At 72.2% G+C, this 23,704-nt stretch carries 20 protein-coding genes; 13 read left to right on the forward strand and 7 right to left on the reverse strand.

What is annotated here, in order from left to right:
• The first annotated feature begins 67 nt into the window (after positions 1-67).
• The 7 genes from ccrA (at position 68) to pssA (ending at position 7,817) form a co-directional block, all read left to right on the forward strand.
• The gene (ccrA, locus tag IE308_RS06350) at positions 68-1,405 is read left to right on the forward strand and encodes a crotonyl-CoA carboxylase/reductase (protein ID WP_190217382.1); all 1,338 of its coding nucleotides are present in this window, start codon (positions 68-70) and stop codon (positions 1,403-1,405) included.
• Between the two features lie 17 nt (positions 1,406-1,422).
• A complete protein-coding gene (locus tag IE308_RS06355; protein ID WP_110632776.1) occupies positions 1,423-3,471 on the forward strand; it encodes an ethylmalonyl-CoA mutase in 2,049 nt (682 codons plus the stop codon).
• Complete coding sequence (locus IE308_RS06360; protein ID WP_110632773.1) at positions 3,468-4,427, forward strand: HpcH/HpaI aldolase/citrate lyase family protein; 960 nt, start codon at positions 3,468-3,470, stop codon at positions 4,425-4,427. Before IE308_RS06355 ends, IE308_RS06360 begins: the two co-directional genes overlap by 4 nt.
• A 4-nt stretch (positions 4,428-4,431) precedes the next feature.
• Entirely contained in the window at positions 4,432-4,944 is a 513-nt protein-coding gene (locus tag IE308_RS06365; RefSeq protein ID WP_110632770.1) for a MaoC family dehydratase, read from the forward strand.
• 2 nt (positions 4,945-4,946) lie between these two features.
• Positions 4,947-6,152, forward strand: a complete 1,206-nt coding sequence (locus IE308_RS06370; RefSeq protein ID WP_110632767.1) for an acyl-CoA dehydrogenase family protein — start codon at positions 4,947-4,949, stop codon at positions 6,150-6,152.
• A 170-nt stretch (positions 6,153-6,322) separates the two neighbouring features.
• Positions 6,323-6,979, forward strand: a complete 657-nt coding sequence (locus IE308_RS06375; protein WP_110632764.1) for a phosphatidylserine decarboxylase — start codon at positions 6,323-6,325, stop codon at positions 6,977-6,979.
• A 22-nt stretch (positions 6,980-7,001) separates the two neighbouring features.
• Positions 7,002-7,817: a CDP-diacylglycerol--serine O-phosphatidyltransferase gene (gene pssA, locus IE308_RS06380; protein ID WP_190217383.1), complete on the forward strand. Its 816-nt coding sequence runs from the start codon at positions 7,002-7,004 to the stop codon at positions 7,815-7,817.
• A 70-nt stretch (positions 7,818-7,887) separates the two neighbouring features.
• Here the strand turns inward: pssA and IE308_RS06385 are convergent, their stop codons facing one another.
• Complete coding sequence (locus IE308_RS06385) at positions 7,888-9,039, reverse strand: glycerate kinase (RefSeq protein ID WP_229908717.1); 1,152 nt, start codon at positions 9,037-9,039, stop codon at positions 7,888-7,890.
• Positions 9,040-9,206: 167 nt separating this feature from the next.
• Between IE308_RS06385 and IE308_RS06390 the strand changes: the two genes are divergently transcribed.
• Together IE308_RS06390 and IE308_RS06395 are read left to right on the forward strand one after the other, a co-directional pair.
• Positions 9,207-10,340 (forward strand): ADP-ribosylglycohydrolase family protein, encoded by a 1,134-nt coding sequence (locus IE308_RS06390; protein ID WP_190216931.1) that lies wholly within the window; start codon positions 9,207-9,209, stop codon positions 10,338-10,340.
• A complete protein-coding gene (locus IE308_RS06395) occupies positions 10,337-10,828 on the forward strand; it encodes an NUDIX domain-containing protein (RefSeq protein ID WP_190216932.1) in 492 nt (163 codons plus the stop codon). The genes IE308_RS06390 and IE308_RS06395 overlap by 4 nt, the downstream gene beginning before the upstream one ends.
• A gap of 32 nt (positions 10,829-10,860) precedes the next feature.
• On the opposite strand, the gene IE308_RS06400 is transcribed toward IE308_RS06395, so the two are convergent.
• Complete coding sequence (locus IE308_RS06400; RefSeq protein ID WP_110632748.1) at positions 10,861-11,058, reverse strand: type II toxin-antitoxin system VapB family antitoxin; 198 nt, start codon at positions 11,056-11,058, stop codon at positions 10,861-10,863.
• Between the two features lie 83 nt (positions 11,059-11,141).
• Here IE308_RS06400 and IE308_RS06405 point away from each other — a divergent pair, with 83 nt between their 5' ends.
• A complete protein-coding gene (locus IE308_RS06405; protein ID WP_190216933.1) occupies positions 11,142-11,867 on the forward strand; it encodes an SIR2 family NAD-dependent protein deacylase in 726 nt (241 codons plus the stop codon).
• A 125-nt stretch (positions 11,868-11,992) separates the two neighbouring features.
• Positions 11,993-12,352 carry a DUF4190 domain-containing protein gene (locus tag IE308_RS06410; protein WP_190216934.1) on the forward strand — a complete coding sequence of 120 codons (360 nt, stop codon included), beginning with the start codon at positions 11,993-11,995 and terminating at the stop codon, positions 12,350-12,352.
• An 18-nt stretch (positions 12,353-12,370) separates the two neighbouring features.
• On the opposite strand, the gene IE308_RS06415 is transcribed toward IE308_RS06410, so the two are convergent.
• The 3 genes from IE308_RS06415 to IE308_RS06425 all read right to left on the reverse strand — a co-directional run bounded on the left by IE308_RS06415 (position 12,371) and on the right by IE308_RS06425 (position 16,381).
• Positions 12,371-12,859, reverse strand: coding sequence for a methylated-DNA--[protein]-cysteine S-methyltransferase (locus IE308_RS06415; RefSeq protein ID WP_190216935.1), 489 nt, complete (start codon positions 12,857-12,859; stop codon positions 12,371-12,373).
• A 20-nt stretch (positions 12,860-12,879) separates the two neighbouring features.
• Complete coding sequence (locus IE308_RS06420) at positions 12,880-14,364, reverse strand: DNA-3-methyladenine glycosylase 2 family protein (RefSeq protein WP_308440076.1); 1,485 nt, start codon at positions 14,362-14,364, stop codon at positions 12,880-12,882.
• A gap of 79 nt (positions 14,365-14,443) precedes the next feature.
• Positions 14,444-16,381: a heavy metal translocating P-type ATPase gene (locus IE308_RS06425; protein ID WP_190216936.1), complete on the reverse strand. Its 1,938-nt coding sequence runs from the start codon at positions 16,379-16,381 to the stop codon at positions 14,444-14,446.
• Between the two features lie 44 nt (positions 16,382-16,425).
• Between IE308_RS06425 and IE308_RS06430 the strand changes: the two genes are divergently transcribed.
• Complete coding sequence (locus IE308_RS06430) at positions 16,426-16,785, forward strand: ArsR/SmtB family transcription factor (protein WP_190216937.1); 360 nt, start codon at positions 16,426-16,428, stop codon at positions 16,783-16,785.
• 19 nt (positions 16,786-16,804) lie between these two features.
• Positions 16,805-17,950 carry an MFS transporter gene (locus IE308_RS06435; protein ID WP_190216938.1) on the forward strand — a complete coding sequence of 382 codons (1,146 nt, stop codon included), beginning with the start codon at positions 16,805-16,807 and terminating at the stop codon, positions 17,948-17,950.
• Here the strand turns inward: IE308_RS06435 and lpdA are convergent.
• Together lpdA and IE308_RS06445 are read right to left on the reverse strand one after the other, a co-directional pair.
• The gene (gene lpdA, locus IE308_RS06440; protein WP_190216939.1) at positions 17,947-19,359 is read right to left on the reverse strand and encodes a dihydrolipoyl dehydrogenase; all 1,413 of its coding nucleotides are present in this window, start codon (positions 19,357-19,359) and stop codon (positions 17,947-17,949) included. The two genes, IE308_RS06435 and lpdA, sit on opposite strands and share 4 nt — an antisense overlap.
• Positions 19,360-19,493: 134 nt before the next feature.
• The gene (locus tag IE308_RS06445; protein ID WP_190217386.1) at positions 19,494-23,417 is read right to left on the reverse strand and encodes a glycoside hydrolase family 2 TIM barrel-domain containing protein; all 3,924 of its coding nucleotides are present in this window, start codon (positions 23,415-23,417) and stop codon (positions 19,494-19,496) included.
• Positions 23,418-23,704 lie beyond the last annotated feature (287 nt).

The raw sequence follows: 23,704 nt of genomic DNA on the forward strand, positions 1-23,704 counted from the left end.
GCAGCACCGACGTACCCATCGGCGCCCCTCCCTCAGGGCGCTCACCGCCGGAGGCAACACCGTGACCGTGAAGGACATCCTGGCCGCGATCCAGTCGCCCGAGAGCACCTCGGCCGACTTCGCCAACCTGCCGCTCCCCGAGTCGTATCGCGCCATCACCGTCCACAAGGACGAGGCGGAGATGTTCGCGGGCCTGAACAGCCGCGACAAGGACCCGCGCAAGTCGATCCACCTGGACGACGTCCCGGTGCCCGAGCTCGGCCCGGGCGAGGCCCTGGTGGCCGTCATGGCCTCCTCGGTGAACTACAACTCGGTGTGGACCTCGATCTTCGAGCCGGTCTCGACCTTCGCCTTCCTGGAGCGCTACGGCAAGCTCTCCCCGCTGACCAAGCGCCACGACCTGCCGTACCACATCATCGGCTCCGACCTGGCCGGCGTCGTCCTGCGCACCGGCCCCGGCGTCAACGCCTGGCGCCCCGGCGACGAGGTCGTCGCCCACTGCCTGAGCGTCGAGCTGGAGTCCCCCGACGGCCACGACGACACCATGCTCGACCCCGAGCAGCGCATCTGGGGCTTCGAGACCAACTTCGGCGGCCTCGCCGAGATCGCCCTGGTCAAGACCAACCAGCTGATGCCCAAGCCCAAGCACCTGACCTGGGAGGAGGCGGCCGCCCCCGGCCTGGTCAACTCCACCGCCTACCGGCAGCTGGTCTCCCGCAACGGCGCGGCCATGAAGCAGGGCGACAACGTCCTGATCTGGGGCGCCTCCGGCGGCCTCGGCTCGTACGCCACCCAGTTCGCCCTCGCCGGCGGCGCCACCCCGATCTGTGTCGTCTCCTCCCCGGAGAAGGCCGAGATCTGCCGCAAGATGGGCGCCGAGCACGTCATCGACCGCAACGCCGAGGGCTACAAGTTCTGGAAGGACGAGCACACCCAGGACCCCAAGGAGTGGAAGCGCTTCGGCAAGCGCATCCGCGAGCTGACCGGCGGCGAGGACATCGACATCGTCTTCGAGCACCCGGGCCGTGAGACCTTCGGCGCCTCCGTGTACGTCACCCGCAAGGGCGGCACCATCACCACCTGCGCCTCCACCTCGGGCTACATGCACGAGTACGACAACCGCTACCTGTGGATGTCGCTGAAGCGCATCATCGGCTCGCACTTCGCCAACTACCGCGAGGCCTACGAGGCCAACCGCCTCATCGCCAAGGGCAAGATCCACCCGACGCTGTCGAAGACGTACTCCCTGGAGGAGACCGGCCAGGCGGCGTACGACGTGCACCGCAACCTCCACCAGGGCAAGGTCGGCGTGCTGTGCCTGGCCCCCGAGGAGGGCCTGGGCGTGCGCGACGAGGAGCTGCGCGCGCGGCACATCGACGCCATCAACCGCTTCCGGAACGTCTGAGCACCCCGAGGTCATAGATGACTGAGCGTCAGCCCGCCGAGGCGAAGCGGGAGAAGGACCGGCCGTGGCTCATGCGGACCTACGCCGGTCACTCCACGGCCGAGGCGTCCAACGAGCTGTACCGGCGCAACCTCGCCAAGGGCCAGACCGGACTGTCGGTGGCGTTCGACCTGCCGACGCAGACCGGCTACGACTCCGACCACATCCTCGCCCGCGGCGAGGTCGGCCGGGTCGGCGTGCCCGTCGCGCACCTGGGTGACATGCGCCGTCTGTTCCAGGACATCCCCCTGGAGCAGATGAACACCTCGATGACGATCAACGCCACGGCCATGTGGCTGCTGGCGCTCTACCAGGTCGTCGCCGAGGAGCAGGGCGCGGACATCACCAAGCTCCAGGGCACGACCCAGAACGACATCGTCAAGGAGTACCTGTCCCGCGGGACGCACGTCTTCCCGCCGGGGCCGTCGCTCCGCCTGACGACGGACATGATCGCGTACACGGTCTCCCACATCCCGAAGTGGAACCCGATCAACATCTGCAGCTACCACCTGCAGGAGGCCGGGGCCACGCCGGTGCAGGAGATCGCGTACGCGATGTCCACCGCGATCGCCGTCCTGGACGCCGTGCGCGACTCGGGCCAGGTGCCCGAGGAGCGCATGGGCGACGTGGTCGCCCGCATCTCCTTCTTCGTCAACGCGGGCGTCCGCTTCGTCGAGGAGATGTGCAAGATGCGCGCCTTCGGCCGCATCTGGGACCGCATCACCCGGGAGCGGTACGGCATCGAGAACCCCAAGCAGCGCCGCTTCCGCTACGGCGTCCAGGTGAACTCGCTCGGCCTGACCGAGGCGCAGCCGGAGAACAACGTCCAGCGGATCGTGCTGGAGATGCTGGCCGTGACCCTCTCCAAGGACGCACGCGCGCGTGCCGTGCAGCTGCCGGCCTGGAACGAGGCGCTGGGCCTGCCCCGCCCGTGGGACCAGCAGTGGTCGCTGCGTATCCAGCAGGTGCTCGCCTACGAGAGCGACCTGCTGGAGTACGACGACATCTTCGAGGGCTCGAAGGTGATCGAGGCGAAGGTCGAGGAGCTGGTCGAGGCGTCCTTCGCGGAGATCGACCGGATCCAGGAGATGGGCGGCGCGATGGCCGCCGTGGAGTCCGGCTACCTGAAGTCGCAGCTGGTGGCCTCCCACGCCGAGCGCCGCGCCCGCATCGAGTCCGGCGAAGAGAAGATCGTGGGCGTCAACATCTTCGAGTCGACCGAGCCCAACCCGCTCACGGCCGATCTCGACACGGCCATCCAGACGGTCGACCCGGCCGTCGAGGCCCGCGTCATCGCCTCCCTGCAGCACTGGCGGGACACCCGCTACCAGCCGCCGTTCAACCACCCGCGCCCCTGCAAGGCGCTGGAGCGGCTGAAGGAGGCCGCGCGCGGCACCGACAACCTCATGGAGGCCACCCTGGAGTGCGCCCGCGCCGGCGTCACCACCGGCGAGTGGGCGGGGGCGCTGCGTGAGGTGTTCGGCGAGTTCCGGGCGCCCACGGGCGTGTCCTCCGCGCCGGTCGCGGTGCGCCCCGAGGAGGGATCCAAGCTCGCCGAGGTGCGCCGCAAGGTGGAGCTGACGGCCCGCGACCTCGGAGTGGGCAAGCTGCGCTTCCTGGTCGGCAAGCCGGGCCTGGACGGGCACTCCAACGGCGCCGAGCAGATCGCCGTGCGGGCCCGCGACGCCGGGTTCGAGGTGGTCTACCAGGGCATCCGGCTCACCCCGGAGCAGATCGTGGACGCGGCCCTCGCCGAGGACGTCCACGCCGTGGGCCTGTCGATCCTGTCCGGCTCGCACGCCCAGCTGGTGCCGGACGTCCTGGAGCGGCTGCGTGTGGCCGGTGCCACAGATATACCGGTGATCGCAGGTGGCATCATCCCCAGCGGTGACGCCGAACAGCTGCGCGCCGCCGGAGTGGCCGCGGTCTTCACCCCGAAGGACTTCGACATCACCGGAATCATCGGCGCGATCGTCGACGAGATCCGGAAAGCGAACAAGCTCGACCCCCTGGAGGTCCCCGCATGACCGTCAACCGTCTGCGTCCGCGCCGTTCCTGCCTGGCGGTCCCGGGCAGCAACCCGCGCTTCCTGGAGAAGGCGCAGGGCCTCCCGGCGGACCAGGTCTTCCTCGACCTGGAGGACGCGTGCGCGCCGCTCGCCAAGCCCGAGGCGCGGCACACCATCGTCAAGTTCCTCAACGAGGGCGACTGGACGGGCAAGACGAGGGTGGTCCGCGTCAACGACTGGACGACCGAGTGGACGTACCGCGACGTCGTCACGGTCGTCGAGGGCGCCGGCCAGAACCTCGACTGCATCATGCTGCCGAAGGTGCAGAACGCCGAGCAGATCGTCGCCCTGGACCTGCTGCTGACGCAGATCGAGAAGACCATGGGCTTCGAGGTCGGCCGCATCGGCATCGAGGCGCAGATCGAGAACGCGCAGGGCCTCAACAACGTCAACGCGATCGCGCAGGCCTCCCCGCGCGTCGAGACGATCATCTTCGGCCCGGCCGACTTCATGGCGTCGATCAACATGAAGTCCCTGGTCGTGGGCGAGCAGCCGCCCGGCTACCCGGCGGACGCCTACCACTACATCCTGATGAAGATCCTGATGGCCGCCCGCGCCAACAACCTCCAGGCGATCGACGGCCCCTACCTGCAGATCCGCAACGTCGAGGGCTACCGCGAGGTCGCGCAGCGCGCCGCCGCGCTCGGCTTCGACGGCAAGTGGGTGCTGCACCCGGGCCAGGTCGAGGCGTCCAACGAGATCTTCTCGCCGTCGCAGGAGGACTTCGACCACGCCGAGCTGATCCTGGACGCGTACGACTACTACACGTCCGAGGCGGGCGGCAAGAAGGGCTCCGCGATGCTCGGCGACGAGATGATCGACGAGGCCAGCCGCAAGATGGCGCTGGTCATCTCCGGCAAGGGACGCGCCGCCGGCATGCAGCGCACCAGCAAGTTCGAGATCCCGGAGGCGTAGGGCCATGCAGTTCGGACGCACCTACGAGGAGTTCGAGGTCGGGGCGACGTACAAGCACTGGCCGGGCAAGACGGTCACGGAGTACGACGACCACCTGTTCTGTCTCCTCACCATGAACCACCACCCGCTCCACATGGACGTGAACTATGCGGAGAAGACGACGGACTTCGGCAAGAACGTCGTCGTCGGGAACTACATCTACTCGCTGCTGCTCGGCATGAGCGTGCCGGACATCTCCGGCAAGGCGATCGCCAACCTGGAGATCGAGTCGCTCAAGCACGTGGCGCCGACCTTCCACGGCGACACGATCTACGGCCAGACGACCGTGCTCGACAAGTGGCCGTCGAAGTCGAAGAACGACCGCGGCATCGTCTACGTCGAGACCAAGGGCTACAAGCAGGACGGCACCCTGGTGTGCGTCTTCCGCCGCAAGGTGATGGTGCCCACCGAGACGTACATCAAGGAGCGCGGCGGCGAGCAGCCGGGCCGCCCCGAGCTCAAGGAGCAGGAGAAGTAAGCATGGCCCGTCTCGCCCAGACCGCCGGTCTGACCGACGTCCAGCAGGAGATCCTCGCCACGGTCCGTGACTTCGTGGACAAGGAGATCATCCCCGTCGCGACGGAGCTGGAGCACCGCGACGAGTACCCGCAGCAGATCGTCGACGGCCTGAAGGAACTCGGCCTGTTCGGTCTGATGATCCCCGAGGAGTACGGGGGCCTGGGCGAGTCGCTGCTCACCTACGCCCTGTGTGTGGAGGAGATCGCCCGCGGCTGGATGTCGGTCTCCGGCATCATCAACACCCACTTCATCGTCGCGTACATGCTCAAGCAGCACGGGACGCAGGAGCAGAAGGACCACTTCCTGCCGCGGATGGCGGCCGGCGACATCCGCGGTGCCTTCTCGATGTCGGAGCCGGGCCTGGGCTCCGACGTGTCGGCCATCACGTCGAAGGCGGTGAAGGACGGCGACGAGTACGTCCTGAACGGCCAGAAGATGTGGCTGACGAACGGCGGCACGTCCTCCCTCGTGGCCGTCCTGGTGCGAAGTGACGAAGGACACCCCGAGGGCACGGCCCCGCACAAGTCGATGACGACCTTCCTCGTGGAGAAGGAGCCCGGCTTCGGCGAGGTCCGTCCGGGGCTGACCATCCCCGGCAAGATCGACAAGATGGGCTACAAGGGCGTCGACACGACCGAGCTCATCATGGACGACCTGCGGATTCCCGCCGACCGGGTGCTCGGCGGGGTCACCGGCCGAGGTTTTTACCAAATGATGGACGGCGTGGAGGTCGGCCGCGTGAACGTCGCGGCGCGTGGCTGCGGCGTCGCGCAGCGTGCCTTCGAGCTGGGTGTCCAGTACGCCCAGCAGCGTCACACTTTCGGCAAGCCGATCGCCCAGCACCAGGCGATCCAGTTCAAGCTCGCCGAGATGGCCACCAAGGTCGAGGCCGCGCATGCGATGATGGTGAACGCAGCGCGCAAAAAGGACTCGGGTGAACGAAACGACCTCGAAGCAGGGATGGCGAAGTACCTCGCCTCCGAGTACTGCAAGGAGGTCGTGGAGGACGCCTTCCGGATCCACGGCGGCTACGGCTTCTCCAAGGAGTACGAGATCGAGCGCCTCTACCGCGAGGCCCCGATGCTGCTCATCGGTGAAGGTACCGCCGAGATCCAGAAAATGATCATCGGGCGCAGGTTGCTCGAAGAGTATCGGTTCCAGGGCTGATTGTCCGGGTACGGGGTGTTTTCTCCGGGAGGAAGATCACACCCCGTAGGCACTCTTCGGCCGCCGACTCGGCTGCCTGGCTTACCCAGTTGTGCCCGTGAACCGCTACGATCGCGGAAAGCCGCCGTCCCCCTCCTGAAGCGCGGCATCATCCGCTACGAAGGTCATCCATGCCCCACAGCCAAACCTCTGCACCTCGCGACAGCCGAGCCGGCGTACGCCTCGCGCGCGGAGCATCGCCGTGGCTTCTCCCGACCGTCGCCACCGCAGCCGTCAGCCTCCTGCGCGCCCGCCGCTCCGGCGCCGCCAAGGCCGTCGCCGTCCCCGCCACCGCGCTCGCGGCGGGGATGCTGTGGTTCTTCCGCGACCCCGAGCGCGAGATCGCCCCGGGCCGGGTCATCTCGCCCGCCGACGGTGTGGTGCAGAGCATCATGCCGTGGAAGGACGGCCGCACCCGCGTCGCGATCTTCATGAGCCCGCTCAACGTACACGTCAACCGGGCGCCGCTGGCCGGCACGGTGACGTCGGTCGAGCACATCCCGGGCGGCTTCGTTCCCGCTTTCAACAAGGAGAGCGAGAACAACGAGCGGGTCGTCTGGCACTTCGACACCGAGCTGGGCGACATCGAGATGATCCAGATCGCCGGCGCGGTGGCCCGCCGTATCGTTCCCTACATCCCCGAGGGCACGAAGGTCGAGCAGGGCGAGCGCATCGGTCTGATCCGGTTCGGCTCGCGCGTCGACCTGTACCTGCCGGAGGGCGTGGAGGTCGCGGTGGAGGTCGGGCAGAAGACGGTGGCTGGGGTGACTCGCATTGACCGTGATTGATCCGGAGACACAGGCGGGCTGGGTGCCCGAGGCCGACGGGGACGACGAGGAGGAGATGCCGCTCTCGCTCCGCCTCTCGATAGCGGACACCCTCACCCTCGGCAACGCCACGTGCGGCTTCATGGCGGTGTACTTCACCACCACCGGCATCCTGATCCCGCACCTCACCGGCAGCCAGGAGTCCGGCATGGCCCGCCACAGCGCGGCCACGGCGGTCATCCTGATGCTGTGCGCGGCGGTCTTCGACCTGTTCGACGGCCTGGTGGCGCGCAAGCTGCGCTCCTCCCCCATGGGCGCCGAGCTGGACAACCTGTCCGACCTGATCAGCTTCGGGCTGGCGCCCGCGTACTTCGTGCTGGTCTACGGCATGGTCGCGGACGACGCGCACCAGCGGGTGGCCGCGCTCGGCGCGATCGTGGTGCTGCTCGCCGTGGTGCTCCGGCTGGCGAGATTCTCCTGCGTGACGATGAAGGACGGCATGTTCCAGGGCATGCCGAGCCCGTTCGGCGCGCTGACGGTGGTCTCCATCGTGCTGCTGGAGCTGCCCTTCGTGGCGACGCTGCTGGCGATCCTGGGCACCGCCTGGCTGATGGTGAGCCGCGTGGAGTACCCCAAGCCGCGGGGCCGCCTGGCCGGCGCGATGCTCGGCTGGATCGTCCTGTCGATGGGTCTGCTGGCGGCCTGGGCGTTCGACGCCCCGAGCGGCCAGCTGCTGCTCCAGACGGGCTGCGCGCTGCAGCTGGTCATGGGCGCGGTGATCCCCCTGTTCGCCACGGCCCGCCGGGTGAACAACTTCCGCGACAACCGCCGCGAGGCGCGGGCGGCGCAGCTGCCGTAAGCGGCCGTATGACGCCGAGGGGCCCCGAACCGGATGGTTCGGGGCCCCTCGGCGTTTCTCCTTGCCCGGGTCAGCTCAGGAAGTCCCGGGCGATGCGCGCGGCGACCCGCTCCAGGATGGGGCCCGCCTCCGCGATGCACAGCGCCACGTCCGGCTCCAGGTCGGTCAGCGCGTACGCGCGCCGGATCCCGGCCCGGCCCAGCACCTCCGGCGCCAGCGCCAGCCGCCCGCACACCGCGACGACCTCCTTGTCCGCGGCCCGGGCCGCCGCGGCGACGCCCGCCGGGGCCTTGCCGTGCAGGGTCTGCTCGTCGAGCGAACCCTCCCCGGTGATCACCAGCTGGGCCCGCTCCAGCGCCGGGGCGAAGCCCAGCACGTCGAGCATCACCTCGATGCCGGGCCGGAACCGGGCGCCGAGCAGCAGCGCGCCGTACCCGATGCCGCCCGCGGCGCCCGCGCCCGGCGACGCCGCGTACTCCGCGGCCTTCGGGCCGGCCGCCGTCTCCAGGACCTTGGCGTAGTGGGCGAGGGCCGCGTCCAGCGCCGCCACGTCGTCCGGGGAGGCGCCCTTCTGCGGGCCGTAGACCGCCGGGGCGCCCTTGGGGCCGGTCAGCGGGTTGTCGACGTCGCTGGCCAGCACCAGCTCGACCTCGGCCAGCCGCGGGTCCAGCCCGGACAGGTCCGCGGAGGCCAGCTCGGCCAGCCCGCCGCCGCCCGGCGGCACCGGCTCGCCGTGCGCGTCCAGGAGCCGCGCGCCGAGCGCGGCGAGCATCCCGGCGCCGCCGTCGGTGGTGGCGCTGCCGCCGACGCCGAAGACGAGGGTGCGCGCGCCGGCGTCCAGCGCGGCGCGCAGCAGCTCACCGGAGCCGTACGTGGAGGCCGTGAGCGGCGCGAAGACGCCGGCCGGCAGCCGCTGCAGTCCGCTGGCCTCGGCCATCTCCACGACCGCGGTGTCACCGCGCAGCGCGAACGCCGCGGTCACCTCCTCGCCGAGCGGGCCCGCGACCCGTACCTCCCGGCGCTCGAACCCGGCCGCGACCGCCGCGTCGACCGTGCCGTCGCCGCCGTCGGCGACGGGCAGCGCCTCCACCTCGATGTCCGGCACGACCAGCCGCAGCCCGGCCGTCACCCGCTGGGCGACCTCGACCGCCGTCAGCGAGCCCTTGAACTTGTCCGCGGCAACGAGCACCCGCCGGGTGCTGTGCACAGCAGCGTCCGCCACCTTGCTATCCCCTTGCTCTCCGGGCCCCGACGCACGTCAGGGCCAGTCGCGCCGCTGTGACCTTAACCGGAGACCGCCCACGCCGTCATGCCCCGCCCGCAGCGTGGACAGCCGTTCACCCCCTCGGACACAGGCGCGTCACCCCCGGAAACGGGTACACCGGTCCCATGACCACAGTGGGCACGACGGGCACCACGCACCGGCCGGAGGCGGCACCGGACCTCGCCGACCGCGTCCTCGGCGGCTGGCTCGGCCGGATCGCGGGCAACATGCTCGGCAAGCCGGTCGAGCAGGGCGAGGTGTGGACCCGCGACCGCATCGACCGCTACCTGCGGCGGGCCGGCGCGCTCCCGCTCACCGACTACCTCCCCGAGCCGCCCCCCGGCCACGACGGCGACCCGCCGCTGCGTCCCGAGTGGCGGCAGTGCGTGCGCGGCCGCATCGACGGCAGCTGCCGCGACGACGACGTCGACTACGCGATCCTCGGCCTGCACCTGCTGGAGACCCACGGCTTCGGCTTCAGCACCGAGCAGGTCGGCGACCTGTGGCTGCTGCGGCTGCCGTACCTGCAGACGTTCACGGCGGAGCGGGCCGCCTACCGCAACCTCGCGAACGGGCTGAAGCCGCCGCTGACGGCGACGTACGACAACCCGTACCAGGAGTGGATCGGCGCGCTGATCCGCGCCGACGTCTACGGCTGGACCTGTCCCGGCGCCCCGCGCCGCGCGGCCGGCCTGGCCCGCCGGGACGCGGTGCTGTCGCACACCGGCAACGGCGTGTACGGCGCGATGTGGGCGGCGGCGCTGATCGCGGCGGCGTTCACGGCGCCGACCGTCCGGCACGCCCTCGACACGGCCCTGACCGTCGTCCCGGCGAGCAGCCGCCTCGCCCGCACCGTGCGAAGGGTGGTCTCCCTGCACGACGCCCGCCTGCCCTGGGAGGACACGCTGACGACGCTCGCCGAGGAGACGGCGGGCCTCGGCTGGATCCACACCGTGCCGAACGCGGCCGTGCTCACCGCCGGGCTGCTGTACGGCGACGGCGACTTCACGCGGACCATCGCGCTCACCGTCCGCGGTGGCCTGGACACCGACTCCAACGGCGCGACGGCCGGCTCGGTGGCCGGGGTGCTGACCGGCGCGGAGGCGATCCCCGCCCAGTGGACGGAGCCGCTGCACGACACGGTCCGCAGCGCGGTGTTCGGCTTCGACGGGGTGCGCATCAGTGCGCTGGCCGAGCGCACCCTGCGCCTGGCGGAAACGGATGTGCTCGGGCCCGGGCTGGATACCCTTCCGGGATGACCACAGCTGACTTCGCCGCCTACATCGCCTCCCTCCCCCGCGTGCTCGCCGGGGCCGCCGCCCTGTTCCGGGACGCCGAGGGCCGGGTGCTGCTCGTCGAGCCGAACTACCGGGAGGGCTGGGCGCTGCCGGGCGGCACCATCGAGTCCGACGACGGGGAGACGCCGCGCGAGGGCGCGCGCCGGGAGACGCTGGAGGAGATCGGCCTGGACCGTCCGCTCGGGCGGCTGCTGGCCGTGGACTGGGTGCGCGGGCCGGGACGCCCGCCGCTGGTGGCGTACCTGTACGACGGCGGGGTGCTCGGCGAGGACGAGCTGAAGGCGATCCGGCTGCAGGAGGAGGAGCTGCTGTCCTGGCGCCTGGTCCCGCGCGGGGAGCTGACCGCCCATCTGCCGGGCGCCCTGGGCCGCCGGGTGCTGGCCGCGCTGGACGTCCTGGAGGACGGCACGGGCACGGCGGAGCTGGAGAACGGGGAACGGGTGGGCTGACCCGCCCGTGCCCGAGGTGACGCGGGCTGGCGTCAGCCCTCCTCGCGGGGCTTGAGCTCCACCGCGCGCAGTTCCTCCTCGCGGGCGGCGGTGCGGGCCTCGGTGCGGTGGCCGCGGGCGATGTAGTCGCGGACGACGAGTTCGACCGCGTCCTGCGGGCTGCCGACGCCGGCGAGCACCATGACTTCCACGACGAGGTCGGCATCGAGCGAGACGGTCACCTTGGCCATGGGCGGGACCCTACACCGGTCGCTCCGGGCGCCGTACGGATATCCGTTCGCCCGCCCGGAGCCCGCCGCCTACTCTCGGCTGCATGACCAAGCCCCTCGTCGCCGTCCTCAGCGGCGCCGGCATCTCGACCGACTCCGGGATCCCCGACTACCGCGGCCCCAACGGGCTGTGGCGGCAGGATCCGGAGGCGGAGAAGCTCGTGACGTACGACTTCTACATGGCCGATCCGGAGATCCGCCGCCGGTCGTGGCTCATGCGGCTGCGCACCGGCGCCCTGGGGGCCGAGCCGAACGCCGCGCACCGGGCGGTGGCCGAGCTGGAGCGGTCCGGGGTGCCGGTCCGGGTGATCACGCAGAACGTGGACGGGCTGCACCAGCTGGCCGGGATGCCCGCCCGCAAGGTGCTCGAACTGCACGGCACCGCACGGGCCGTGGTGTGCACGCGCTGTCATGCGCGCGGTTCCATGGAGGACGCTCTCGCCCGGGTCGAGGCCGGGGAGGACGATCCGCCCTGTCCGGAGTGCGGCGGCGTGCTGAAGCCGGCGACGGTGATGTTCGGCGAGCGGCTGGACCCGGTCGTCCTCGGCGAGGCCGTCGCGATCACCAAGGCGTGCCAGGTGTTCATCGCCGTCGGCACCAGTCTCCAGGTGCAGCCCGCGGCCGGCCTCGCGGGCGTCGCCGCCGACCACGGCGCCCGGCTCGTCATCGTCAACGCCGAGCCGACGCCGTACGACGAGATCGCCGACGAGGTGATCCGCGAGCCCATCGGCACGGCCCTGCCCCGCCTGCTGCGCGGGCTGAGCGGCTAGACCCGTGCGCCCCCGTCCCGGTTTGCCGGTCCCCGGTGCGGGGGTGATTCTGGAAGCAGGTCCTGGATGCCCGGCCGTGTGCGCGAGGGGGAGATGTGGACACGGCACAGGGAGAGGCATCCGTCATGAGCAGCACCGAACCGCCGAGGGATCCCCGCAATCCGTACGCCTCGCAGCCGTACCCGCCGCCGGGGCAGCCGGGCCCCTATGCGCAGTACCCTCCCTACCCCGCCCAGCAGCCGACCAACGGCAAGGCGATCGGCTCCCTGGTGACCGGGATCGTCTCCCTCGTCGTGCCGTTCGTCGGCATCGTCACCGGCCCCATCGCGGTCGTGCTGGGGGTGAAGGCGCGCGGCGAGATCCGGCAGAGCGGCCAGCGCGGGGACGGGATGGCGATCGCCGGCCTGGTGACGGGCATCCTCGGCTGCATCGGCTACGCGATCTTCGTGGTGCTCCTGATCGTCGGTCTGGCCGTCGGCGACTAGCGCCGGTGGCACGGGACCTCAGACGGCGAACAGGGCCGTGCCCGTCTCGAAGTCCAGCAGCCGCTGCTTGCGCTCCAGCCCGCCGCCGTAGCCGGTGAGGCTGCCGTCGGCGCCGACGACGCGGTGACAGGGGACGATGATGCCGATGGGGTTCTTTCCGTTGGCGAGGCCGACGGCGCGGGAGGCGGCGGGGTTGCCGAGGGCGGCGGCGAGTTCGCCGTAGGTGCACCGCTCGCCGTAGGGGATGGTGCGCAGCCGGTCCCAGACGCGGCGCTGGAACGGCGTGCCGTTCAGGCGCAGTTCGAGGGTGAACTCCTTCAACTCGCCCGCGAAGTAGGCCTCCAGCTGTTCCTCCGCCTCGGCGAAGGGGGTCTCGTCCGGTGTGCCGAAGCTCTCCTCGGGCGGGCGGTGCCGCTGGTCGGTCATGTACAGCCCGCACAGGACGCCGTCCTCGGCGACGAGGGTGAGGGGGCCGTACGGGCTGTCGATCACGGTGTGCTGCTTCATGGAGGTGTCCTTCAAAGGGCTCATACCGGGAGGAAGTTGATCGGGTGGTCGTCCGTCGCCCACAGGTACTGCACGGCGTACGCCCGCCAGGGCCGCCAGGCCGCCGCGCGGGCGGTGAGCGCGGCCGGGGTGGAGGGCAGGCCGAGTTGCTGTGCGGCGCGGCGGATGCCGAGGTCGGTGGGGAGGAAGGCGTCGGGGTCGCCGAGGGCGCGCATGGCGATGACGTCGACCGTCCAGGGGCCGAACCCGGGCAGCCCGGCGAGGCGCGCGCGGGCCTCGGCCCAGTCGCTGTCTGCGCCCAGGTGGAGCGAACCGTCGGCCAGCCGGGAGACCAGGGTGGTGAAGGTGGTGCGGCGGGTGCGCGGCATCGCCAGGGTCTCCGGGTCGAGGGCGGCGAGCGCGGCGGGGGCCGGGAAGAGGTGGGTGAGGCCGCCCTCCGGGTCGTCGACCGGGTCGCCGTGCGCGGTGACCAGGCGGGCCGCGTGGGTGCGGGCGGCGGCGGTGGAGACCTGCTGGCCGAGGACGGCGCGGACGGCGAACTCGGCCTCGTCGGCGGTGCGCGGCACACGCCGGCCTGGCGCCTTGTCGACCAGCGGGGCGAGCAGCGGGTCGGTGCGCAGCTGGTCGTCGACGGCGACGGGGTCGGCGTCGAGGTCGAGCATGCGGCGGCAGCGGCTGATCGCGACGGTGAGGTCGCGCAGGTCGCTGAGGGTGAGCCGGCAGGCGATGTGGTCGGGGGTGGGGGTGAGGGCGACAACGCCGTGCCCGTAGGGCAGCCGCAGCGTGCGCCGGTAGGCGCCGTCCCGCCACTCCTCCACACCGGGGACGGCGGTGGCGGCGAGGTGGCCGAAGAGGTTGTCGGGGTTGAGCGGGGCGCGGAAGGGCAGCCGCAGGGTCAGCGCGCCGGAGGCGGGGCCGGCCGCGGCCGTCCGGGGGGTGCGGGCGCGCAGGTCGGTCGGGGTGAGGGCGAAGACCTCGCGGACGGTGTCGTTGAAGGTGCGGATGGAGGAGAACCCGGCGGCGAACGCGATGTCCGCCATCGGCAGCGGCGTCGTCTCGATGAGCAGCCGGGCGGTCTGGGCGCGCTGGGCGCGGGCCAGGGCGAGCGGGCCCGCGCCGAGTTCGGCGAGGAGCTGGCGTTCGATCTGCCGGGCGCTGTAGCCGAGCCGGGAGGCGAGGCCGGGCACCCCCTCGCGGTCGACGATGCCGTCGGCGATCAGCCGCATGGCGCGGGCGACGAGGTCGGCGCGCCGGTTCCACTCGGGGGAGCCGGGGCTGGTGTCGGGCCGGCAGCGCTTGCACGCCCGGAACCCGGCCTGCTGGCAGGCGGCGGCGCTGGGCTGGAAGACCATGTTCTCGGGCTTCGGCGGCACGACCGGGCAGCTGGGCCGGCAGTAGATGCCGGTGGTCAGGACGGCGGTGAAGAACCAGCCGTCGAAGCGCGCGTCCTTGGACTGGACGGCGCGCACGCAGCGCTCCCGATCGGTGTGCATCCCGTTCTGCATGGCTCCAGCATGGTGCAGCGGCGGGGCGGAGGCTGGCGGGAATCCGACGTCAACGTCCGCCGGCCTGCGACGGCCCGGATCACGCGGCGCTCTGCCGCCAGGCGCTTCGCCGCAGCAGCCGGAGTCCGTTGAGGCCGACCAGGACGGTCGAGCCCTCGTGGCCGGCGACGCCGAGCGGCAGCGGCAGGTGCCCGATCAGGTCCCACAGGACGAGGCCGGTGATGAACGCCCCGGCGATGACGAGGTTCTGCACGACGAGGCGGCGGGCGGCCCGGGACAGCCGTACCACGGCCGGTACGGCGGTCAGCTCGTCGCGGACCACGACGGCGTCGGCGGTCTCCAGGGCGAGGTCGGAGCCGGCCCGGCCCATCGCGATGCCGGAGTGGGCGGCGGCGAGCGCGGGGGCGTCGTTGACGCCGTCGCCGACGAAGAGCACCGTGCGGCCGGCGCGCTGGAGGTCGCGTACGGCGTTCGCCTTGTCCTCGGGGAGCAGTCCGGCGCGGACGTCGGTGAGGCCGGTGGCGTCGGCCACCAGGGCGGCGGCCCCCGCGTGGTCGCCGGTGAGCAGGACGGGGGCGGTGCCGGTCAGGGCGGTGAGCGCGGCGGTGGTGGCGGGGGCGTCGGGGCGGAGACGGTCGGTGAGGGTGAGGGTGCCGACCGGCGTCTCGTCGCGGGTGACGAGGACGACGGTGCCGCCCTGCGACGCACCCCCGCTCTCGTCGCGGCCGACGGTGACGCGGTGCCCGTCGACGAGGGCGCTGACGCCGCGTCCCGGGGTGGCGGTGAAGTCGCCGGCGGGGGCGACGGGCAGGCCCTGGGCGCGGGCGGTGGCGACGATCGCGCGGGCCAGCGGGTGTTCGCTGGGGTGCTCGGCCGCCGCGGCGAGCGCGAGGAGCGCGTCCGCGTCGAGCCCGGAGTCCGGCCGGGGGGTCACGGCCGTCACCTCGGGGGCGCCCTCGGTGAGGGTGCCGGTCTTGTCGAGGGCGGCGGTGTCGGTCTCGGCGAGGCGTTCCATGGCGACGGCGGACTTGACGAGGACGCCGTGCCGGCCGGCGTTGGCGATCGCCGACAGCAGCGGCGGCATGGTGGCCAGGACGACCGCGCACGGCGAGGCGACGATCATGAAGGTCATCGCGCGCAGCAGGGCGTCGGTGAGGGCCTCGCCGAGGGCGAGCGGGACGCCGAAGACGGCGAGGGTGGCGGCGACCACGCCGACCGCGTAGCGCTGCTCGATCTTCTCGATGAACAGCTGGGTGGGCGCCTTGGTGCGGGAGGCCTCCTCGACGAGGGTGACGATGCGGGCGATGACCGAGTCGGCGGGGTCGCGGTCGACGCGGACGCGCAGGGCGCCGGTGCCGTTGAGGGTGCCGGCGAAGACCTCGTCGCCGGGGCGCTTGACGACGGGGAGCGGTTCGCCGGTGATGCTCGCCTGGTCGGCCTCGCTCAGCCCGTCCAGGACGGTGCCGTCGGCGCCGATGCGCTCCCCGGGGCGGACCAGCAGCACGTCACCGACGGCGAGGGCGTCGGTGGGGACGGTCTCCTCGCCGCCTCGCGAGGTGAGCCGGGTCGCGGTGGCGGGCGCGAGGTCGAGCAGCCCGCGCACGGAGTCCGCGGTGCGGGCCGTGGCCAGCGCCTCCAGGGCGCCGGAGGTGGCGAAGATGACGATGAGCAGGGCGCCGTCGAGGACCTGCCCGATCGCGGCGGCGCCGAGCGCGGCGACGATCATCAGCAGGTCGACGTCGAGGGTCTTCCCGCGCAGGGCGCGCAGGCCTTCGAGGGCCGGTTCCCAGCCGCCCGCGAGATAGGCGACCGCATACAGGATCCCGTGGACCCACACCGGCATACCGGCGACATCCGACACCAGGGCGAGCAGGAAGGCGACCGTGGCCGCGAGCGCCCAGCGCATCTCGGGCAGGGCGAGCAGACGGGTACGGCGGTGCGGTGCCGGCCGGGCGGGGGACGGGCTGGGTGCGGGGGCAAGAGTCGCTGACACCCGGGCCACGATACAGGAACACATGAAGACCCATTCATCTGTTCATACGTCGTGGGTAAGATACGGCCATGGGTCATGGAGCCGTCACCACCACCGCCGCCGACCGGGTCCGTCTCGACGCGGACAACGTCGCCAAGGTGGCCACCACCCTCCAGGCCCTGTCCACCCCCTCCCGGCTGCTGATCCTGGCGCGGCTGCGCGAAGGCTCGCTGCCCGCCACCGAGTTGGCGGCCGAGGTCGGCATGGAGCAGTCGGCCTGCTCGCACCAGCTGCGGCTGCTGCGCAACCTCGGCCTGGTGGTCGGCGAGCGGCGCGGCCGGTCGGTGGTGTACGCGCTGCACGACCACCACGTCGCCGAACTCCTCGACCAGGCGGTGTACCACGTGGAGCACCTGCGGCTGGGGATCAGTGACGCCACCGCCGAGTGACCCGGCACACCGCGGGGTGATGTGGCCGCTGTACGCCGCCGGTTTCACCACCGCCTTCGGGGCGCACGGCATCGCGGCGAACCTCGGCGCGTCCGACCCGGACGCGGTGACCTCGCTGCTGGTCCTCGGCGGGCTGCTGGCCCTGTACGACGGGGCGGAGGTGCTGCTGAAGCCGGTGTTCGGCACGCTCGCCGACCGGGTCGGGGCGCGCCCGGTGCTGCTCGGCGGCCTGGTCGCCTTCGCCGCCGCCTCGGCGCTGTACGTCGCCGCCGACCGCACCGGCTGGCTGTGGGCGGCCCGGCTCGGCCAGGGCGCGGCGGCCTCCGCCTTCTCCCCCGCCGCCTCGGCGCTGGTGTCCCGGCTGAACCCGGCGGCCCGGCAGGGGCGCGCCTTCGGCGGGTACGGCTTCTGCAAGTCGGTCGGCTACACGCTCGGCCCCTTGCTCGGCGGACTGCTGGTGTGGGCCGGCGGTCTGCGGCTGCTGTTCGGGGTGCTCGCGGTGCTCGGCGCGGGCGTCGCCTGCTGGGCGTGGGCGGCCGTACCCGCCGTACCGCCCCTGCCGAAGGTGCGGCAGACCGTGCTGGATCTCGCGCGGCGGCTCGCCGACCCGGTGTTCCTGGTGCCGGCGGCGGCCCTGGCGGGGGCGACGGCCGCGCTGTCGGTGGGGGTGGGTTTCCTGCCGGTGTCGGGCCGGGCGGCCGGGCTCGGCCCGGTGGCCACGGGGGCGGCGGTGTCGGTGCTGGCCGCGTGCGCGGCGGTGGTCCAGCCGCGGGCCGGGCGGGCGCTGGACGCCGGGCGGCTGCGCACCCGGACCGGGCTCGGCGCGGGGCTGCTGCTGGCGGCGGCCGGGCTGGCGTGCGCGACGCTGCCGGGCCTCGCGGGGGTGCTGCTCGCGGCCGCGCTGACCGGCGCCGGCACCGGTCTGATCACCCCGCTGGGGTTCGCCGCGCTGGCCGCCGGTACACCGCCGGAGCGGCTGGGGCAGACCATGGGCGCGGCCGAGCTGGGGCGGGAACTCGGCGACGCGGGCGGCCCGCTGCTCGTCGCGGGGGTGGCGTCGGCGGCGACCCTGGCCTACGGGTACGCCGCCCTCGCCGTCCTGCTGGCCCTCGGGCCGGTGCTCGCCCTGGCGGGAGGGCACCGGCCGCCGGAGCGAAGGGCCTAGAAGTTGATCATGTGACCGGCCAGGCCGTGGACCGCCTCCTTCACCGCCTCGCCCAGCGTCGGGTGGGCGTGGACGTTGCGGGCGACCTCATGGACCGTCAGGTCCCACTGCTGGGCCAGCGTCAGCTCGGGCAGCAGCTCGGTGACGTCGGGGCCGATGAGGTGGCCGCCGATCAGCTCGCCGTACTTCGCGTCGCTGATCAGCTTCACGAAGCCGGTGGAGTCGCCGAGGCCGTGCGCCTTGCCGTTGGCGGTGAACGGGAACTTCGCCACCTGCACGTCGTAGCCGAGGTCGCGGGCCTGTTCCTCGGTGTAGCCGAAGCTGGCGATCTGCGGCTGGCAGTAGGTGGCGCGCGGGATCATCGCGTAGTCCAGCTCCATGGTCTCCGCGCCCGCGATGGTCTCCGCGGCCACGATGCCCATCGCCTCGGCGGCGTGCGCGAGCATCAGCTTCGCCGTGACGTCGCCGATGGCGTACAGGTGCGGGACGCTGGTGCGGCAGCGGCCGTCGACGGCGATCGCGCCGCGCTCGGTGAGCTGCACGCCGGTCTTGTCCAGGCCGTAGCCCTCGACGTTCGGCTGGAAGCCGATGGCCTGGAGCACCTTGTCGGCCTCCAGGACCTGCTGGGAGCCGTCCTTGCCGGTGACGGTGACCCGGACCTGCGGGCCGGACTCGTCGATGGCGTCCACCCGGGTCGAGGTGAGCACGTCGATGCCGAGCCGGCGGTACTGCTTGGCGAGTTCGGCGGAGACCTCGGCGTCCTCCAGCGGGGTCATCCGGTCCAGGAACTCGACGATGGTGACCTTCACGCCGTAGTTGTGCAGGACGTACCCGAACTCGACGCCGATCGCGCCGGCGCCCGCGATGACGATGGACCGCGGGAGGTCCTCGGCGAGGATCTGCTCCTCGTACGTCACCACGCGGGAGGTGCGGCGGGTGCCGGGCAGCAGCCGCGGGGTGGCGCCGGTGGCGATGATGCAGTGGTCGAAGCCGATGGTGCGGGTCTCGCCGTCGTAGCCGGCGATCTGCAGGGTGTGCGGGTCGAGGAAGGTGCCGCGGCCGTCGTACTCGGTGATCTTGTTCTTCTTCATCAGGTAGTGGACGCCCTTGACGCGGCCGTCCGCGACCTTGCGGCTGCGCCGGAACGCCTCGCCGTAGTCGAAGGTCACCTGCCCGTCGACCTTGATCCCGAAGGTCTTCGCCTCCTTGGTGACGATGTGCGCCAGCTCGGCGTTGCGCAGCAGCGCCTTGGAGGGGATGCAGCCCACGTTCAGGCAGACGCCGCCCCAGTACTTCTCCTCCACGACGGCGACGCGTTTGCCCAGCTGGGCGGCGCGGATCGCGGCGACGTAGCCGCCGGGGCCCGCGCCGAGAACGACGACGTCGAAGCGATCGTCCGGCTCGGCCATGGGGTTCTCTCCCTTTCGGCAGGTTTCGGTCGGCGCCGACCGCACGCGGGATGCGGTCGGCTCCGATGCGATTGTTCCGCTCGTGCCGGGTCCCCGCCACACCGGCCACCGATCCCCCGCCAGGCCCCCGGGCCCTACGCGGGGAACTCCTCCGCCGTCGGCCTGCGTGAGGCCGCCGCCGCCTGCCCCAGGTCGGTGAGGGGCCGCAGCCGGTAGGTGTAGGAGTAGTCGCGGTCGGCGAAGAGCTTGTACTCGTCGTGGGTGTGCGCGCCCCAGCTGTTGTCGCCGCCGACGCCCATCTGCCGGTGGTTGACCCGCAGGACGACCTCCTCGCGCGGGTCGAGCTGGTAGTCGTGGCGGGCGCCGAGGGAGAGGTCCTCGGGGGTGAGGTGGGAGGCGTTGATCTCGATCAGCGGCTCCCCGCTGACCAGGAGCCCCCGCCCGCGGTCGTCGGTGAGGGCCGCCCACCGCACGTCGGTCTTGTTGCCGTTCTCCTGGGGGCGGATGTAGGGCGTCCACTGGCCGGAGACGGTGCCGGAGTACAGGCCGACGTCGGTGCCGTCGTTGCGGTCCCAGTAGTTCTCCTCGGGGCCGCGCCCGTAGTAGTGCAGGTGCTCCAGCCGGGCGGGCAGGAGCAGCAGGGAGCCGACCTCCGGGATGTACGGCAGGTTCGGCGCGCCGGGGTGCAGGGTGTGGTCGACGCGGATCTCGCCGTTGCCGAAGACGGTGTAGGCGGTGGTGTACGTCGAGACGGTGGTCGTCGGCAGGGTGCCCGCCACCTCGATCCGCACGGCGCGGTCGCGCAGGGCCCGCACGGCCGTGGCGGTGACGGTGCGGCGGGCACCGGCGTCACGCCAGGTCTGGTTGCGGGTGTGCTGCCCGTTGCCGTGGTCGTTGTCGGTGGGGGCACGCCAGAAGTTCGGGGCGGGCCCGGAGACGATCAGGGGCTCGCCGCCGGCCTCGTAGGAGGTGATGACGCCGGTGCGCTTGTCGACGGTGACGGAGAAGCCGGGGCCGGTGACGGTGACGGCGGTCTCGGTGTCGTCGTGGTGGAGGGCGGGGACGCTCCCCAGCGGGACGGGGGTGACGGCCGGGCTGTTCGCGTCGAGCGGGAGCTGCGCGCGGGCGATCTCGAACCCGGCCGGGGCCCAGGGGGTGGGCTCCCGGGTGGTGAAGGACAGTTCGAGGAAGTACTCGGCGCCGGGCGCGGGGTCGGCGGGCAGCCGGACGGGGAGGGTGACGTCCTTGCGGGACAGGGGCGGCACGTCCAGCTGGTCCCGGGTCAGCCTGCCCTTCCGTACCGTCTTCCCGTCGACGACCAGGGACCAACTGCCGTTGAAGTCGCGGAGGTTGGTGAAGAGGTACTCGTTGGTGAGGGTGACCGTGCGGCCGTCGCGGGCGGCGAGGGTCGCGTGGACCGCCTGGTAGATCCGTTTGATCTCGGCGGCCTTGCCGGTGTGGCCGCGGTCGGCGGTGACGATGCCGTCGGCGACGAAGTTGCCGTCGTTGGGGTTGTCGCCCCAGTCGCCGCCGTACGCGAGGAAGGTCTTCGACCTCGGGCGCTCGCGCCGTACGCCGGCGGTGGCCGCGTCGAACCAGAAGCGGACGCCGTCGGCGCCGGGGCCGCGGCCGGGGTCGGCGAGTTCGGCGGCGGTGAGCGCGCGGGCGTGGACGGCGGCCCGCCGGATGGTGCCGCTGAACTCGCGGGTCATGGTGTCGGCGTCGACGCCGAGGGAGAGCGGGGCGGTGGTGACGGCCGGCCGGCGGGTGGTGGTGCGGGTCGCCCTGACCACGCCGTCGACGTGGAGGGTGAGCGTGCCCGTGTCCGCGTCGAAGACACCGGCGACGTGGTGCTCGGTGCCGGTCCAGTCGGCGGGCGTGGCCCAGCTCGCGCTGATCCACTGGCCGCCGCCGTGGATGAAGAACTCCAGCGTCCGGTCGGTCTGCTTCAGCGCGTACTGCGTGTCGCCCTTGGCGAGGATCGGCTGGTGGTATCCGGTGACGTGGGGCGTGATCCACGCCTCCAGGGTGAGCGAGCCGGTGAGGTCGAGGCCGGGGTCGCGGGCGAAGACGGTCGCGCCGGACAGGCCCTTCGCGGGGTCGAACGTGCCTGCCGGGTTGAGGAGTTCGCCGCGCAGACGGAGCGGGCCGGTCTCGGTGAGCAGGGTGCGCGGCGGGGTGGGCCAGTTCAGGGACTGGTCGACGAAGTCCCAGATCCAGCCGCCCTGGAGGACGTCGTGGCGGCGGATCACGTCCCAGTACTTCTTGAAGTTGCCGTTCGAGTTCCCCATCGCGTGGCAGTACTCGATCATGACGTACGGCCGGGTGTCGGCGGTGTCCGTGGCGCGTTGCTCGACGCGGGCGGGGCTCTCGTACATCGCGGAGCGGATGTCGCTGATCGCGGGGCGGTCGTCGCCCTCGTACTGGATGACGCGGGTGGGGTCGTAGGAGCGGATCCAGTCGTGCATGGCGACGAAGGTGCTGCCGCCGCCGGCCTCGTTGCCGAGGGACCAGATGACGACCGAGGCGTGGTTCTTGTCGCGGTGCACCATGTTCTTCGCGCGGGCGAGGCAGGCGGCGGTCCACTCGGGGTGGTCGCCGGGGTACTGGCCGCGGATGCCGTGGGTCTCCAGGTTGGTCTCGTCGACCAGGTACAGGCCGTACGCGTCGGCGAGTTCGAGCCACTGCGGGTTGTTCGGGTAGTGCGAGGTGCGGACCGAGTTCATGTTCATCCGCTTGATGATCTTGATGTCCTCGATCATGTCGGCGCGTGTGAGGGCGGTGCCGCGGGCGGGGTGCATCTCGTGGCGGTTGGTGCCGCGGAAGGAGACCGGCTTGCCGTTGATGCGCATCAGGCCGTCCCTGATCGCGAACTCGCGCAGGCCGACGCGGTGCGAGAGGGTCTCGGTGACCCGGCCGGCCGGGTCGCGCAGCGTCAGGACGGCGGTGTAGAGGTAGGGGTCCTCGGCCGACCAGAGGCGGGGCGCGGGGACGGCCCGGGCGGCCTGTACGGTGCTCTCGCCGCCGGCGGGGACGTCGGCGGACTGCGCGAGCGGCCGGGGCCAGACGGGGTGACCGTCGGCGTCGTACAGCATCGTGTCGACGGTATACCGCCCACCGGATGCGTCGCCGTACGCCCGTACGCTCGCGGTGACCGACAGCTCGGCGGTGCGGTAGCCGTCGCCGAGCGGGGTGTCCAGCTTGAAGTCGCGCAGATGCACCGGCGGGGTGGAGTACAGGTAGACCGAGCGGAAGATGCCGCTCAGCCGGATCATGTCCTGGTCCTCCAGCCAGTCGCCGTCGGAGTAGCGGTAGACCTCGACGGCGATCTGGTTGGTGCCCGGCTTCAGATGGTCGGTGATGTCGTACTCGGCGGGGGTGAACGAGTCCTCGTGGTAGCCGACGAGGGTGCCGTTGATCCACACGTAGTGGGCGGACTTGACGCCCTCGAAGTGCAGGAACGTACGGCGGCCCGACCAGGCGCGCGGGACGGTGAAGGTGCGCCGGTACTGCCCGACGGGGTTGTAGCGGGTCGGCGCGGCCGGCGGCTGCGGCTCCTCGCCGAGGCCGTTGGGGCCCCAGTAGGGGTAGGTGATGTTGACGTAGATGGGGAAGTCGTGGCCGTGCAGCTGCCAGACGGACGGGACGGGGATCGTCTCCCACCCGCGGTCGTCGAGGTCGGTGCGGTGGAAGTCGGCGTCCCGGTCGGCGGGGCGGTCGGCGTACGCGAACTTCCACGTGCCGTCGAGGCTCAGCCGGTACGGCGATCTCGTGCGGTCGCCGGCGAGCGCCTGGGCGACGTTCGCGTACGGCATCAGCGTGGTGTGCGGGGGCTCGGTGCCGACCTGGAAGAGGTCCATCTGCCCGTTCCACTCCGGCTGCCCGGGCGCCGCGTCCGCCGGGCCGGCGGCGTAGGCGCGGCCCGGCGGTCCGGACAGGGCGAGGGCGCCGAGCACGGCGGCCGAGGACTCCAGAAGCCGGCGGCGGCTGACGAGGGCCCGCCCGGTGGGGGCGGGCCGGGACGTGTGCGGGTCCGGGTGCGGGTGCGGGTGCGGCATGACCGTGGCCTTCCTCGTGACGACCGTGGCGTGCACGGGCTGAGGGTGCGTCGGATCGTGTGCGACGTCGTGGCAACTAGCGGTGACGGTGCGGCTACTGAGGCACCGTCACCCTAGAACCCGAACACAATCGAAGCAATGATCCTGTCGGAGTCTGTGCGTTCCTGTTGGTCGCACGCGCTCCCGAGCACCCTCGCCGCGCCCGGCCGCCGGCCCCGCGGTCACGGCCGGCCCGCGCCCCTCACTCCGCCGCGCCGGTCCTCACTCGGCCGCGCCGGTCGTCACCG

Origin of the sequence: Streptomyces griseosporeus (assembly GCF_014656055.1) — a bacterium.
Classification (GTDB): domain Bacteria; phylum Actinomycetota; class Actinomycetes; order Streptomycetales; family Streptomycetaceae; genus Streptomyces; species Streptomyces griseosporeus.